This is a genomic window from Sinorhizobium americanum (assembly GCF_001651855.1).
In the GTDB taxonomy this organism is placed as follows: domain Bacteria; phylum Pseudomonadota; class Alphaproteobacteria; order Rhizobiales; family Rhizobiaceae; genus Sinorhizobium; species Sinorhizobium americanum.
Window position 1 is genome coordinate 218741 of the sequence record NZ_LNQC01000053.1, and the last position, 13250, is coordinate 231990.

A 13250-nucleotide genomic window follows, 5' to 3' on the forward strand; every position below is an offset into this window, starting at 1 on the left:
CCGGTGGGCCTCCGGGATTTGAACTGGGGTGGCCCGGCACCCCAAGGGAGGATGACATGAGATCAATCTGTACGGCGGCCGTTCTGGCGGCCCTGATGGCAGGCACCGCATCGGCCGAGACGATCGGCGTTTCGATGCAGAGCTTCGACAACAACTTCCAGACGCTGCTGCGCAACGGCCTCAGTGAAAGGGCCTCCGCGGTAAACGGCGTCAGTCTCCAGATCGAGGATGCGCAGACCGACATCTCCAAGCAGCGCAGCCAGGTGGACAACTTCATCGCTTCGGGCGTAGACGCGATCATCATGACGGTGGCGGATACGTCCGCGGCGCCCGGCATCAGCGAAGCGGCCCAGAAGGCGGGAATTCCGCTTGTCTACCTCAATCTCGAGCCGGAAAATATCGACCAGCTCCCCGAGAGGCAGGCCTATGTCGGTTCGAAGGAGACCGACTCGGGAAGGCTCGGTGCCGAGGCCGCCTGCGAGCTGTTGAAAGCAAAGGGCAGGGCAGGCGACGCGCAGGCCTACATATTGATGGGCGATCTGGCGCACCAGGCGTCGCGCGATCGCACGTCGTCGGTCAAGGAAACGCTGGCTGCAGGTGACTGCAAGGGAGTGACCATCGCCGACGAGCAGTCCGCCGCCTGGACCCGCACGAACGCTATGGATCTGACCACGAACTGGATCACCGCCGGCCGTCCTATCGACGTGATTTTCGCCAACAATGACGAGATGGCAATTGGCGCCATCCAGGCACTCAAGGCCGCGGGCGTGTCGATGGATGAGGTGATCGTCGTTGGCATCGATGCGACGCAGGATGCGCTTGCGGCGATGGCAGCGGGTGACCTGGACGTGACGGTCTTCCAGAATGCCAAGGGACAGTCGGCAAGTGCCGTGGATGCGGCCGTGGCGCTGGCCCAGGGAAAGAGCATCGACAAGGAGGTCTGGGTTCCCTTCGAACTCGTCACCCCCAAGAACATGGCCGAATACGCTCACCAGAACTGATCCTCCCCGACCGGCGCATCTGTCCAATATTGTGCCGGTCCATTTTTCACACGGAGAGAACCATGGACGGTATCGTCATCATCGGTGCCGGGGAATGCGGCACACGAGCGGCATTCGCCCTGCGCGAAGCGGGCTATTCCGGGGCCGTCACACTGGTCGGAGCCGAGCCGCATCTGCCCTATGAACGGCCACCGCTGTCGAAGCCGATGAACGGTGCGGTTGAGATGAAGCTGATCTGCGCGAAGGAAGCGCTGGAGGCGGCCGCTATCAATTACCTTCAGGGCTCGTCGGCCTCGAAGCTGGACGCTGATGCCGGAACCGTGACGTTAAGCGATGGCCGGGTTCTAAGCTATGAAAAGTTGCTTCTCGCCACCGGTGCGCGTCCGAGACGGCTCGCCTGTCCCGGTGCAGAGCGCGCGCTGGAGTTCCGTACCCATGCTCAGGCCGAGGCGATTTTCGCCCGAGTTGGGGCAGCTCAAGCGGTTGCGATCATCGGCGGCGGGTTGATCGGGATGGAAGTGGCATCGGTCCTTCGCGAAAAAGACGTCGATGTAAGTGTGATCGAAGCCGCGCAGAAGCCCCTGGGTCGCGCAGTCCCCCAGCGCTTTGCCGACAGGTTGCATGCCAGACATGTTGCGGAAGGGGTGCATTTCCACCTGGATCGGGGCGTTGTGGCAATTGACAATGATGGCGTCATCCTGGCCGATGGCAGCACGGTGCCCGCAGATCTTGTTGTCAGCGCCATCGGCGTCCTGCCCGAAATCGATTTGGCCGAAGCGGCCGGACTGGCCACGGGCGACGGAATTCTGACGGATACGTTCCTTCGCACCAGTGCGCCAGAGATTTTCGCCGCCGGCGACTGCGCGGCGGTGGCTCAGCCCGGTGGCGGACATGCTCGCTTCGAGAGCTGGCGGAACGCGAGAACACAGGCCGGGACTGCTGCCAGGAACATGGCCGGTGCGGCCGAGGTCTTCAACGCCATTCCCTGGTTCTGGTCCGACCAATACGATCTTGGCTTGCAGGTGGTGGGGTTGCCGCAACCATGGCATCAGAGCGTCGTGCGCTCTATCGGCGACGGCGAGCTTGAGTTCTATCTGGACGATGGGCGCCTCGTCGCCGCGGCTGGTCTCGGGATCGGCAATAGCGTGGCCAAGGACATCAAGCTGTCCGAGATGTTGATTGCCGCAGGCGTCAGGCCTGGTTCTGAGGCATTGGCCGACCCGGACATGAACCTCAAAGCTCTTCTGAAAAGCACCCGGGCCGCTTGATGCAGAAATTGCTTGTCTTCCAGTCGCTCTGGGCCATGGAGCGCCGGCATACGGACGGCCACGAGCGCAGCCTCGACGAGAATATCGCGATGATCTCGGAGGCCTCATTCGATGGTATCAGCGCGCATTACACGAACCGTCAGGATGTCGTTCGCCTGAATGAAACTATCCGCGGTACCGGGTTGAAGATCGAAGCGGTCTGCTTTCCCCGCTCAGTCGAGGACTTGCGCCTGCCGCTCGAACTTGCCGCGGAATTCCCGGTCAGCCACATCAACCTGCAACCCGATATCCGCCCGCGCCGGATCGAGGAATGCCTGCCGCTTCTTGACGGGTGGATGCGGCTTGCCGAAGAGGCAGGCATCCCGGTGCTCATCGAAACACATCGGGACCGGATGACCACGGATCTGTTCTTCACGCTGGATCTGCTGGGGCAGCGGCCCGATTTGCCGCTGTTGGGTGACCTGTCGCATTTTCTGGTCGGTCGGGAATTCGCCTTTCCGGTCGTCGAGGAGAACCACGTCTTGATAAGGCGTATTCTCCGGAATGCGCATGCTTTTCACGGCCGCGTCGGCCTCGCGCGAACAGGTTCAGATCGAGATCACCTTCCCGCATCACCGTCCTTGGGTCGATCTGTTCCTTGAATGGTGGGAGTACGGTTTTCGGAATTGGCGATCGCGCGCTGCGCGGGACGCCCAACTGATCTTTACCTGCGAGCTAGGCCCTAAACCCTATGCGATCACGGGGAGAGACGGCAACGACTCGACGGACAGGTGGGCGGAGGCTCTGTTGCTTCGGCAGATGGTGCGTGAGCTGTGGATCGCGACCGCTGATCCAACGTAGCCCGCGAACAATCGCGATCGGTCGCCTATCCAATTTTAACGACACCAAAGGCCTGGATGAGATCAACACCGCGTTCGATTTGATTTACGAAGGCAGGTCTATTCGAGTCGTGATCCATTACCGACCGGTAGCCTTTTGCACGGCGGCTGATCGAGCCGCGATCCTATCCGGGACCGATGCGACGTCAGGACACGAGAACGAGAACCTCGCCCCGGCCCCCCTAACCGGACCGCAACTCACCTCCACGAGTTGCGGTTGGAAGAAGAGAGGTGGCTCCCGTCCACCTCTCTTCTTTGCATCTGCTGCGCCTGCGTGTGAAAGCTATGCAAACGGTAGTGAGGATAGCAGCCGCGACGCCTGAGCTCAGAGGAAATAGACACCGCGTCGATGGTTCCGCGTGGCATGAAGAAAGGCAAGATCATATGCGCCCCGGCCTTCCTGGCGACGGGGTGGAGGCGGCTTGCCTTCGCCCCAGCACGCGCCCCGTCAGAAATCGGCGACCTTGCCCCAAGCCGAGCCGTTCAGCCGGTCGGGGTAATAGGCTTTCGGATCGACGATCGGCGGCTCACCCGTTAAGATATCCGCGATAAGGTGGCCTGCGCCCGGGCCAATGCCGAAGCCGTGGCCGCTGAAGCCGGCGGCGAGCACCAAGCCGGGAAGCGAGCCGACCTCGCCGATTGCCGGAACCCCATCCGGGGTGCTGTCGATATAGCCGGCCCAGGCGGCGCTGACCGGTCGCTTCTCAAGCGCCGGCAGGAGCGCCCGGGCCCGCTCCAGAGTCAACCGTATCTGCGTCTGGTCAGGGCGAGGATCGAGGATGCGGTTGAACTCCATCGGCGTCGGCCTGTCGAGCCGCCAGCGCGATAGCGTCTCATGACCGGACTTCCAGCCCTCGATCCCCCCGGGCGCGAGGCTGCGCCAGCGTCGCGCGAACATCGGCACGAAATGCCGGGCAAAGCGCATCTGCTGCGGCGTCGGATCGACCCGGGCGCGGCCGCTGATCGCCAGCGTATAGCCGCCGTCACCGCGCCGCGTCGCCGAGACCGCGGCGGTGTGCAGCGCTGGCGGCAGGTCCTCGGCACCGGCCGCCACGGAGAGGATCGAGGAGCGGATCGAGGCCTGCGGAAAGCGGATGCCGAGCTGCCGGCAGAAGGAGGAGGCCCAGGCGCCGCCGGAAAGTACGGCGATCCGGGTGCGGATGGTGCCGGCTTCAGTGACGACGCCGCTGAGACGCCCGCCCTCGAGCTCGATGCCGCGGGCGGCGCACATCTGGTGCACGGATCCGCCGAGCTTCATGACGGCGCGGGCGACCACCGGCGCGGCCCGCGAGGGATCGGCGGTGCCGTCGCTCGGCGAAAAGACGCCGCCCTTCCAGCGGCGGCCGGTCGCCGCACCCTTTTCACTCGCCTGCGTCTGATCGAGCATGTGGGTCGTCACTCCGACGCCGCGGGCAAAGTCACCCCAGCGTGCCCAGCCGGCAAGCTCGCTTTCATCATTGCTGAGATAGAGCAGGCCGCAGCGCCGAAAGCCCGTGTCTTCGCCGGTTTCCGCGGCGAAACTTTCCCAAAGCGACAGGCTTTTGGTTGCCATCGGCAGTTCACGCGCATCCCGGTTCTGCTGCCGGCACCAGCCCCAATTGCGGCTGGATTGCTCGGCGCCGATCAGGCCTTTCTCGAGGAGGGCGACCTTCAGGCCCCGCCGTGCCAGATAGTAGGCGGCAAATGCCCCGACGATGCCCCCGCCGATGACCACGGCGTCGGCGCTCGCTGGCAGCGCGGGCGTCGTTTCGATATGAAGAAGCGGGGCAGGCATCGGCGGTCTCCGGTCTAACGGAACGGCATTCTAGCGTTTCGGCGACTGCAAGGCTGCCGCACATCAGCGGATCGCAGCATATTCTTCCGTTCGCTGGTAAAATGGCCAATGTCTATTCTGAGGGAAATCTCATAAGCTTATCACGACGGGGCGGGTTTGTTCAGCTTGTCAGTCAGTCCAGACCGCATAAAATGCTGAGGCGCAGTAGCCGTATCCGGCTTCTGCCAATTGGGGGGTGCCGATGAAACTCGACCGAATCGACATCAAGATCCTCTACGAACTGCAGAAGAACGGCCGCATCACCAATGTCGAGCTCGCCGAACTCGTCAATCTCTCGCCCAGCCCCTGTCTGATGCGCGTGAAGAAATTGCAGGCCGAGGGGTATATCGTCGGCTATTCGGCGCAGATCAACATCGCCAAGCTCGGGCAGACCCTGACTGTCTTCACCGAGGTGACGCTCAAGAATCATCGCCAGATCGACTTCGCCCGCTTTCTCGCCGCCATCGAGAAGGTCGACTCGGTCGTGGAGTGCCACCTCGTTTCCGGCGGTTACGATTATCTTCTGAAGTTCGTCACGGGCGGCATCGTCGAATACCAGACGATCATGGAACGGCTGATCGACATGGAAGTCGGTATCGACAAGTATTTCAGCTATGTCGTGCTGAAGTCGCCGATCGTCAAATCGCATATGCCGCTGACCAGCCTGTTTCAGGTGTAGAAAAGTCGACCGCTTTCCGTGTAATTGCCCCTCACCCTAACCCTCTCCCCGCACGCGGGGAGAGCGGACTGGAGCTCGCGGCCTATCAGGCTACAGCAGCGGCCGTCGTCAAGGCGGGACTGGGAGCCCGCGGCTCGTCCCTTCTCCCCGTAGGCGGGGAGAATGTGCCGGCAGGCGGATGAGGAGCAATTGCATTCGCCAGCAGAAGATTTCTACCCCGCCTTGCTGAACGCCCGCGCCATCTCCGGCCTCTGATCGAGGCCGTCGAGCCATCCGGTGTCGAGTTTCGGCACGGAGGCGAAGAGCAGCTTGGAATAGGGGTGCTTCGCGCCGCTCGCAAGCTCGGCCGCGGCGAGCTGTTCGACCTTCTCGCCCGCATACATGACGACCACCTCGTCGCAGATCGCCTGGACAGTCGACAAATCGTGGCTGATGAAGACGTAGGAGAGGCCGAGCTCGCGCTGCAGTTCCTTGAGCAGATCGATGATCGCGGCGGCAACGACCGTATCGAGGGCGGAGGTGATCTCGTCGCAGAGGATCAGCTTCGGCTCGGCGGCCAGCGCCCGAGCGAAATTGACGCGCTGCTTCTGGCCGCCCGAGAGCTCCGACGGCCGGCGCTGGCGCAGGTTGCGCGGCAGGCGGACCATGTCGAGCAATTCATCTATGCGGACGCTGCGGGCGCTGCGACGCATGCTGTGGTAGAAGGCGAGCGGCCGGTCGAGGATATCCTCGACGGACTTTGCCGGGTTGAGCGCGGTGTCGGCATATTGGAAGACGATCTGCATCTCGCGCAGCTGTTCGCGCGAGCGCTCGCGGGCGCTGCGGCCGAGTTCGCGCCCGTCGAAGTGGATGCTGCCCGAAACCGCGGGCAGAATGCCGGCGATGGCGCGGGCAAGGGTCGACTTGCCGCAGCCGGATTCGCCGATGATGCCGAGATTGCGGCCTTTTTCGACTTCGAGGGACACGTGCTGAACCGCGCGCACGAGCGGCAGCCCGTCCGTCTGCCGCGGCCCGTAGCCGGCGACCAGCGTGTTGATCTTCAGAAGCGGCGCCGGTTGAGGGTCGGCTGGACCAGCCGCCCCGCGCGGCTTTGGCTCGAAGGCGTCTAGGAGCTCACACGTATAGGGGTGCTTGGCGTTGTTGAGGATCTCTTGCGTTGTGCCGGTCTCCTGCATTTCGCCGCCCTTCAACACGACGATGCGGTCGGCGATCTGGGCGACGACGGCGAGGTCGTGGGAGACATAGACGCCGGCAATGCCGCCGGCCTTCATCACCGACTTGAAGGCGCGCAGCACCTCGATCTGCGTCGTCACGTCGAGCGCGGTGGTCGGCTCGTCGAAGATCACGAGCTTCGGGCCACCGATCAGCGCCATGGCGGCGGAGAGGCGCTGCAGCTGTCCGCCGGAGACCTGGTGCGGGTAGCGGGTGCCGATCGTCTCCGGTTCGGGCAGCGAGAGCGCCCGGAAGAGTTCGACCGCCTTGGCGCGCGCCTCGTCGGGCGACATCAGCTGATGGATGCGGGTGATCTCGATCACCTGATCCATGATGGTGGCGGCCGGATTGAAGGCGGCGGCGGCCGATTGCGGCACATACGCAACCTCCGTGCCGCGGATGCGGGCGCGCTCCTTTTCGCTAAGTCGGACCATGTTCTTGCCGGCGACGGAAACGCTGCCGCCGGAAACGCGGCAGCCAGGGCGGGCGTAACCCATCAGCGTCAGGGCGATCGTCGTCTTGCCCGAGCCGCTTTCGCCGATCAGCGCGACGATTTCTCCGTCGGCGATGTCCAGGCTGATCCCCTTGATGATCTCGACCCGGCGCCCGGAATCGGTGGTGGCCTCGACCTTCAGGTCGCGGATTTCGACGAGGTTTGCCATTATGCGCGGTCCCTGATTTTCTGCGGCAGGTTGTCGATCAACAGGTTCACGCTGATCGTCAGGCTGGCGATCGCCAGCGACGGAAACATCACCGCCGGCGCGCCGAAGGGCAGGCCGCCGATGTTCTCGCGCACCAGCGCGCCCCAGTCGGCATAGGGCGGCTGGACGCCGAGGCCGAGGAAGGAGAGGCCGGAGAGCAGCAGAACGATGAAGACGAAGCGGATGCCGAGATCGGCAAGCACCGGCCCGAGGATGTTCGGCAGGATTTCCGAGCGGATGAGATAGAGCGTGCTCTCGCCGCGGATGCGGGCGACGGTGATGAAATCCATCGCATTGATGTTGACGGCGAGCGCCCGGGAAAAGCGATAGGCACCGGGGATGTAGATCACCGACAGGGTCAGGATCAGCACCGGAATGGAGGAGCCGACGGCGGCGACGACGACGAGGCCGAAGAGCTTGCTCGGGATTGAGTTGAGCGCATCGAGGAAGCGGCTCAGGACTGTGTCGAGCCAGCCGCCGGCGACCGCTGCGATCATGCCGAGCACCACGCCCGAGAAGCAGGCGATGGTCACGGCCGCAAGCGAGATGCCGACCGTGTAGCGGGCTCCCATCAGGATTCGCGAGAGCATGTCGCGGCCGAGATAGTCGGAGCCGAGCCAGAAGTCTTGGCTCATCGGGCCGAAATAATCGAGGTCGGCGATCTCGCCGACGGGATAGGGGATGATCAGCGGCGCGAAGACCGCGACAAGGGCCCAGGACAGGATGACCGCGAGGCCGATGATGCCGACGAGGTTGAAGCGATAGCCGAACCGGCTCCCGTACTTATGCACGGAGGTGGTCGATGTGCTCGAAGTGGACATTGTCATCGAAGCCTCGGATTGGAAAGAATGGCGATGATGTCGGCCGTTGTGATCAGCAGCAGGTAACCGAGACAGAAGATCATCGCGCAACTCTGAATGAGCGGCAGGTCGCGGGTGGAAACCGCATCGACCATCAGCTTGGCGATGCCCGGATAGTTGAAGATCGTCTCGACTATGATGACGCCGCCAAGCAGATAGGAAAGCGAAAGCGCGACGGCATTGACGATCGGGCCCAACGCATTCGGAAGCGCGTGGCGAAACACCATGCGCGGCCGGGAGGCACCCTTCAACAGTGCCATCTCGACATAGGGGGTATTGAGCGTCTCGATCACCGCCGCGCGTGTCATGCGGATCATCTGCGCCGAAATGACAAAGGTCAGGGTGACCACCGGCATGGCATAGATGCGCAACATGTCGGTGAGGCTGTGGATCTCGTTGGCGAAGGAGAGCGCCGGCAGCCACTTGAGATAGACGGCGAAGACGAGGACCGCCGAGGTTGCTATCATGAATTCCGGCACCGAGATGACACCGATCGTCAGCACTGTCACGATGCGGTCGTAGAGCGAACCGCGCAGCATGGCCGCGGTGATGCCGAGCGTCAGCGCAATCGGCACGGCAAAGAGCGCCGTGACGCCGGCCAGCTTCAGCGTGTTGACGAAGCGGCCGCCGATCAAATCCGCGACCGGCATCTCGTTGGCATAGGATGTGCCGAGATCGCCCTGCATGAGGCCGACGATCCAGCGCAGGAACCGGAAGATTGACGGCTCGTCGAGATGCATGGCCTTTCTCAGGCCTTCGACGGCTTCCGGCGTGGCGGCCTGGCCGAGCAGGATGGTCGCCGTGTCGCCTGGCAACAGCGTCGTCGCGAAGAAGACGGCAAAGGAGACAATCACCAGAGTGATCAGGGCGATGAGCAGTCTGCTCAGGACAAGAGATAGGACCCGGCTGTTCACGCGCGCCCCCTTTCAGTTTCGAGACAAAGAGTAAATGGGACGGGGGCCGCAGCGGCGCGGCTGCAGCCCCCGGCAGTTTGCCTCGTCAGGCTTCGAGCCAGACATACTCCGCGAAGGCATAGCCCATCTGGCCGCCGAGCGGGTTTGGTTGCAGGCCCTTGAGCTTGGCGGTGATCGCGTCGACATTGGAGATGTAGGCCGGGATGATGGTGCCGGCTTCGCTGGCGACCATGACCTGCATCTCGTTGTAGATCGCCTTGCGCTTCTCCTGGTCGAGCGATCCGCGCGCCTCGATCAGCATCTTGTCGAACTTCTCGGACTTGTATTGGCTCTCGTTCCACGGGGCTTCCGAAGTATAGAGGAGCGAGAACAGGATGTCGGGCGTCGGGCGCGGGTTGATATTGCCGAAGTGGACCGGCGCCTTCAGCCAGTAATCGTCCCAATAGCCGTCGGAGGGCACGCGCTGGACGTCGAGCTTCAGGCCAATCTCGGCGGCAGACGCCTGGATGATCATCGCCATGTCGACTGATGCCGTGGCTGCGTCGGAGGCGACCACCGGGATCGACTGGCCGAAGACGCCGGCCTTCTCGAAATGGAATTTCGCCTTTTCGGGATCGAAGGCCCGTGGCTTCAACTCGGCATTGTGGTAGAAATTTGCCGGCGAAACCGGCTGGTCGTTGCCGACTTCGCCCAGGCCGCGCAGCGCCGACTTGACGATCTGCTCGCGGTTTACGAGGTATTTCATACCCTCGACGAAGTCCCGCTTGCTGCCAGGCTCCATGTCCAGTCGCATGTTGAGGTTGGTGTAGTTTCCGGACGTCGTCTTCGACAATACGAACCCATCGCCCTGGGCCTCGACAAGGCGCATCGAACGCGGGTTGATCGCGGCGGCGAGATGGATGTCGCCGGAAAGCAGGGCGTTGACGCGGGAACTGTCATCGCTGATCGCGAAGTACTCGAAGGAATCGACGTTCGGGCCGGCCTTCCAGTAATTCTTGTTCTTGATGCCGACCGATCGAACGCCGGGTTCGAAGACTTCCCTGACGAAGGCGCCGGTGCCGTTGCCCTTGGAGAAATCGGTGGTGCCGTCGGCGACGATCATGAAGTGGTGCATCGACAGGATGGTCGGCAGGTCGGCGTTCGGATTGGCAAGGGTGATCTCGACCGTCTGCTTGTCGACCGCCTTGAAGCCGGTCATCTGGGCGGCGATCTTGGCGACCTTCGAACCGACCGACGGATCGAGATGGCGCTTCAGCGAGAAGATCACGTCGTCGGCGATCAGCGGCTTGCCGTCGTGGAAGGTGACGCCGCTCTTCAGCTTGACGGTCCAGGTCTTCGCGTCCTTGGTTTCGATTGCCTCGGCCAGTTCCATCTGCGGCGTGCCGCCCTGGTCGAGGAAGGTGAGGCGGTTATAGAAGGAGCAGCAGCGGACATAGTCGGTGGAAAGCGAGGCCTTGGCAGGGTCGAGCGTATCGGCGGTGGAGGTCGACCAGCCGGCCGCCTTCAGCGTGCCGCCTGCGACCGGCGTTGCTGCAACCGCATTGCCGGCGCGGCCGAGCACGAGGCCGCCGGCCGACATCGCGACGCCGCCGGCGAGCAGCATCTGCAGGAGCTCGCGGCGGGTGGCGCCGCGGCGAATCGCGTTTTCGACGACTGCGTCGTCCTTTCTGGTCCAGTTGGTGATTTTGTCAGTCATGTCGTTCCCCATTCATTGGTGGTTGCTCGGATGGCCCGTCTTCTTTGCATGCGGGGTTCTGGTGGAATGTTCAGGCGGCCTTGGCTTTCTCCACGGCGTCGGCAAGGCCCGCCATGGAGGTGAAATGGAAGTCGGGCTTGGTGAACTCGGCCGGCTCGATTGTGCCGCCATAGCCTTTCTGGGCGTGACGCCGCTCGATCCAGCAATTGGTCAGCCCGAGTTTCCGCGAAACGCCGATGTCGTGATACTGGCTCTGGGCGACGTGCAGGATGTCGTCCTTCGAATTGCTTTCCGCCGCGACGAAGGCGAAGACCTTCTCGAAGAAGGCAGGATCGGGCTTCTCGGTTCCCGTGTCGTCGGCGGTGAAGGCGGCGTAGAACGGATTGCCGAGCTCACGAGAGAAATGCTCGAAAGCCCAGCGCCGGGCGTTGGTCATGGCGATCAGCCGGTAGCGCTTGGCCAGCCGGGCAAGCGCCTCCGCGCTGTCGGCAAAGCCCTTCCAGCCCTTGGCGGAATCACGCAGCCTCTCGCCATATTTTGCTTCGGCAGGAAGGCCGAGCTCCGGAGCAATGGCGAGATAGACGCGCACCAGATCGTCGGGGAAGAGATCGGCATCGGCAGAATAGCGCGCCGTCCGGTAGAGCTTCAGCGCCCCTTCGCCGTCGATTGCAACAGCCGCTTCCTTGGCGATGTCGGCCAGGCAATCCTTGATGCCGCCTTCGAAGTCGATCAGCGTGCCGACGACGTCGAAGGTGAGATATTTGAAATCCGCGAAGGTCTTTGCCAAGTCTCTTTCCTCGATTTGGCGCGACCGGAGATCGCCCGCGCTGGGCTGCATCAGAAGAAAATGCTGTTCTCAACAGGCCGCTGGCGCCGGCAAAATTTCGGGAAAATCCTGCTTTCCCCGCATTTCTGCGTCGCTTAGCCCATCCAGTTTCGCAGCATCGGCTCGCCGGATTCTCTGAATGGGAGAAGGATGGCGGCACAAAATTGCGAATATGGGAATAAACCGGTATTTCGCCGTTCCGACCACCGATCCGATCCTTCTCGGATCGGATGCCCGCGTATCAGGCGAGGGCCGCGCGGACGTCTGGGTCCTCCAGATCACCCGAGCGCCTGATTGGCGAGGGCGAAGGTGAAAGCCGCGCGGTCGGCGGCGCGGCCGAGGGCGGGTCGGTCCATGGCGATTCCACCACCGACATGGATCAGCCCCTGGTCCGACAGCCACGGGGATAAACCGGTTTCGGCGGTGGTATCGACCCTGACGAATTGGCCGGCACGCCTTGCGATGAAATGGGTGATCAGCGCCTTGGCATCGTCGGCATTTGCAGCGACGACGGGCCCGATGACGTTGCCGCGGCCGAAGGCGCGCAGGGCGGCGAAGCCGTCGATACGATCGTTGCGGCGGATGACGGCGAACTCGCCGACCTTGGCGATGTAAGCGATCAGATCCCGGCGATCGGCGCCGAAGGCGACGCCGTCGAGGGCGGTGATCGCCGCAGTATCTTCTGTGGTCACCGGATCGATTCCAGCGGGGGCGGCAAGTTCTCTCGCGATGCCCTGGTGCTGCAGCACGGTACCGGTTTCGCGGAAGCCGAGCTTTTCATAAAGAGGCAGGCCGTCCGCTGTCGCCACAAGCCGGAGCGGGCGGTCGCCGGCGATCCGCAGGGCCGCATCCATCAGCCCGCGGCCGAGGCCGCGGCCGCGCATCGCCTCGTCGACGATCACCATGTTGATCGTCGCGCAGTCGTTTCCATAGGCGGTCACCAATGTCGTCCCGAGGACCCGGCCGGCCTCGATTGCGACGACGCCCTCGCTCAGCGCCAGCGCCATCTGCCAGTCCTCCAGCCGGTGCGGCCAGCCCGCCTCGCGGGAGAGGCGAACGGCGCTCTCCAGATGCTCGGAGCCGAAGGGTGCAAGTTCGATCTGACTTAGCTGCATGGACAGGTCCTTGAATTCCTGCAGCAAGTGTTAAGGAAGGCCGACCGGCAGATCGTCCGAAGGCGGCGGCCGGGGCGGTATCTTATATCTTTGCTCCGGCGGGTCGCCGCATCTTATGCCGCCACGGCTGCGCGAACGCGGGGAGGGGCGGGCGTAAAGCGGCGGCGCGGCAAAGGCAAGTGCGCACAACCATGTGCCAAAGCTGGCCGTGGATACGGTACAATCTGCTTCGATCCATGCCAAATCACGCACGCCGAGGGGCAGGCGCTTGCCTATGATCCTTCCTA

The 13250-nt window shown here is 63.3% G+C and carries 10 protein-coding genes and 1 pseudogene; 4 read left to right on the top strand and 7 right to left on the bottom strand.

Going from position 1 to position 13250, the window contains the following annotated elements:
- Positions 1–56 precede the first annotated feature (56 nt).
- The 3 genes and pseudogenes from ATC00_RS14950 to ATC00_RS14960 all read left to right on the top strand — a co-directional run bounded on the left by ATC00_RS14950 (position 57) and on the right by ATC00_RS14960 (position 3109).
- Positions 57–1001: a substrate-binding domain-containing protein gene (locus tag ATC00_RS14950; RefSeq protein WP_064253390.1), complete on the top strand. Its 945-nt coding sequence runs from the start codon at positions 57–59 to the stop codon at positions 999–1001.
- A 62-nt stretch (positions 1002–1063) separates the two neighbouring features.
- Positions 1064–2269: an NAD(P)/FAD-dependent oxidoreductase gene (locus tag ATC00_RS14955; RefSeq protein ID WP_064253391.1), complete on the top strand. Its 1206-nt coding sequence runs from the start codon at positions 1064–1066 to the stop codon at positions 2267–2269.
- Positions 2269–3109: pseudogene (locus tag ATC00_RS14960) on the top strand (sugar phosphate isomerase/epimerase family protein). The gene ATC00_RS14955 and the pseudogene ATC00_RS14960 overlap by 1 nt, the downstream one beginning before the upstream one ends.
- Before the next feature lie 486 nt (positions 3110–3595).
- On the opposite strand, the gene ATC00_RS14965 reads toward ATC00_RS14960, so the two are convergent.
- Positions 3596–4921: an NAD(P)/FAD-dependent oxidoreductase gene (locus tag ATC00_RS14965; RefSeq protein WP_064253392.1), complete on the bottom strand. Its 1326-nt coding sequence runs from the start codon at positions 4919–4921 to the stop codon at positions 3596–3598.
- Positions 4922–5162: 241 nt separating this feature from the next.
- Between ATC00_RS14965 and ATC00_RS14970 the strand changes: the two genes are divergently transcribed.
- Positions 5163–5639 (top strand): Lrp/AsnC family transcriptional regulator, encoded by a 477-nt coding sequence (locus ATC00_RS14970; RefSeq protein ID WP_064253465.1) that lies wholly within the window; start codon positions 5163–5165, stop codon positions 5637–5639.
- Between the two features lie 212 nt (positions 5640–5851).
- Here ATC00_RS14970 and ATC00_RS14975 read toward each other — a convergent pair whose 3' ends face one another.
- The 6 genes from ATC00_RS14975 to ATC00_RS15000 all read right to left on the bottom strand — a co-directional run bounded on the left by ATC00_RS14975 (position 5852) and on the right by ATC00_RS15000 (position 12963).
- The gene (locus tag ATC00_RS14975; RefSeq protein ID WP_064253393.1) at positions 5852–7513 is read right to left on the bottom strand and encodes an ABC transporter ATP-binding protein; all 1662 of its coding nucleotides are present in this window, start codon (positions 7511–7513) and stop codon (positions 5852–5854) included.
- Complete coding sequence (locus tag ATC00_RS14980; RefSeq protein WP_082912346.1) at positions 7513–8379, bottom strand: ABC transporter permease; 867 nt, start codon at positions 8377–8379, stop codon at positions 7513–7515. The genes ATC00_RS14975 and ATC00_RS14980 overlap by 1 nt, the downstream gene beginning before the upstream one ends.
- Positions 8376–9326: an ABC transporter permease gene (locus ATC00_RS14985; protein ID WP_064253395.1), complete on the bottom strand. Its 951-nt coding sequence runs from the start codon at positions 9324–9326 to the stop codon at positions 8376–8378. Before ATC00_RS14985 ends, ATC00_RS14980 begins: the two co-directional genes overlap by 4 nt.
- 85 nt (positions 9327–9411) lie before the next feature.
- The gene (locus ATC00_RS14990) at positions 9412–11022 is read right to left on the bottom strand and encodes an ABC transporter substrate-binding protein (RefSeq protein ID WP_064253466.1); all 1611 of its coding nucleotides are present in this window, start codon (positions 11020–11022) and stop codon (positions 9412–9414) included.
- A gap of 70 nt (positions 11023–11092) precedes the next feature.
- A complete protein-coding gene (locus ATC00_RS14995; protein ID WP_064253467.1) occupies positions 11093–11809 on the bottom strand; it encodes an HAD-IA family hydrolase in 717 nt (238 codons plus the stop codon).
- 317 nt (positions 11810–12126) lie between these two features.
- Positions 12127–12963 carry a GNAT family N-acetyltransferase gene (locus ATC00_RS15000; RefSeq protein WP_064253468.1) on the bottom strand — a complete coding sequence of 279 codons (837 nt, stop codon included), beginning with the start codon at positions 12961–12963 and terminating at the stop codon, positions 12127–12129.
- Positions 12964–13250 lie beyond the last annotated feature (287 nt).

What these genes read in the sequence shown, in the direction of transcription:
- ATC00_RS14955 (WP_064253391.1), top strand. Translation starts at nt 1,064, where the DNA reads ATGGACGGTATCGTCATCATCGGTGCCGGGGAATGCGGCACACGAGCG.
- ATC00_RS14980 (WP_082912346.1), bottom strand. Translation starts at nt 8,379, where the DNA reads ATGACAATGTCCACTTCGAGCACATCGACCACCTCCGTGCATAAGTAC.
- ATC00_RS14965 (WP_064253392.1), bottom strand. Translation starts at nt 4,921, where the DNA reads ATGCCTGCCCCGCTTCTTCATATCGAAACGACGCCCGCGCTGCCAGCG.
- ATC00_RS14970 (WP_064253465.1), top strand. Translation starts at nt 5,163, where the DNA reads ATGAAACTCGACCGAATCGACATCAAGATCCTCTACGAACTGCAGAAG.
- ATC00_RS14975 (WP_064253393.1), bottom strand. Translation starts at nt 7,513, where the DNA reads ATGGCAAACCTCGTCGAAATCCGCGACCTGAAGGTCGAGGCCACCACC.
- ATC00_RS15000 (WP_064253468.1), bottom strand. Translation starts at nt 12,963, where the DNA reads ATGCAGCTAAGTCAGATCGAACTTGCACCCTTCGGCTCCGAGCATCTG.
- ATC00_RS14990 (WP_064253466.1), bottom strand. Translation starts at nt 11,022, where the DNA reads ATGACTGACAAAATCACCAACTGGACCAGAAAGGACGACGCAGTCGTC.
- ATC00_RS14950 (WP_064253390.1), top strand. Translation starts at nt 57, where the DNA reads ATGAGATCAATCTGTACGGCGGCCGTTCTGGCGGCCCTGATGGCAGGC.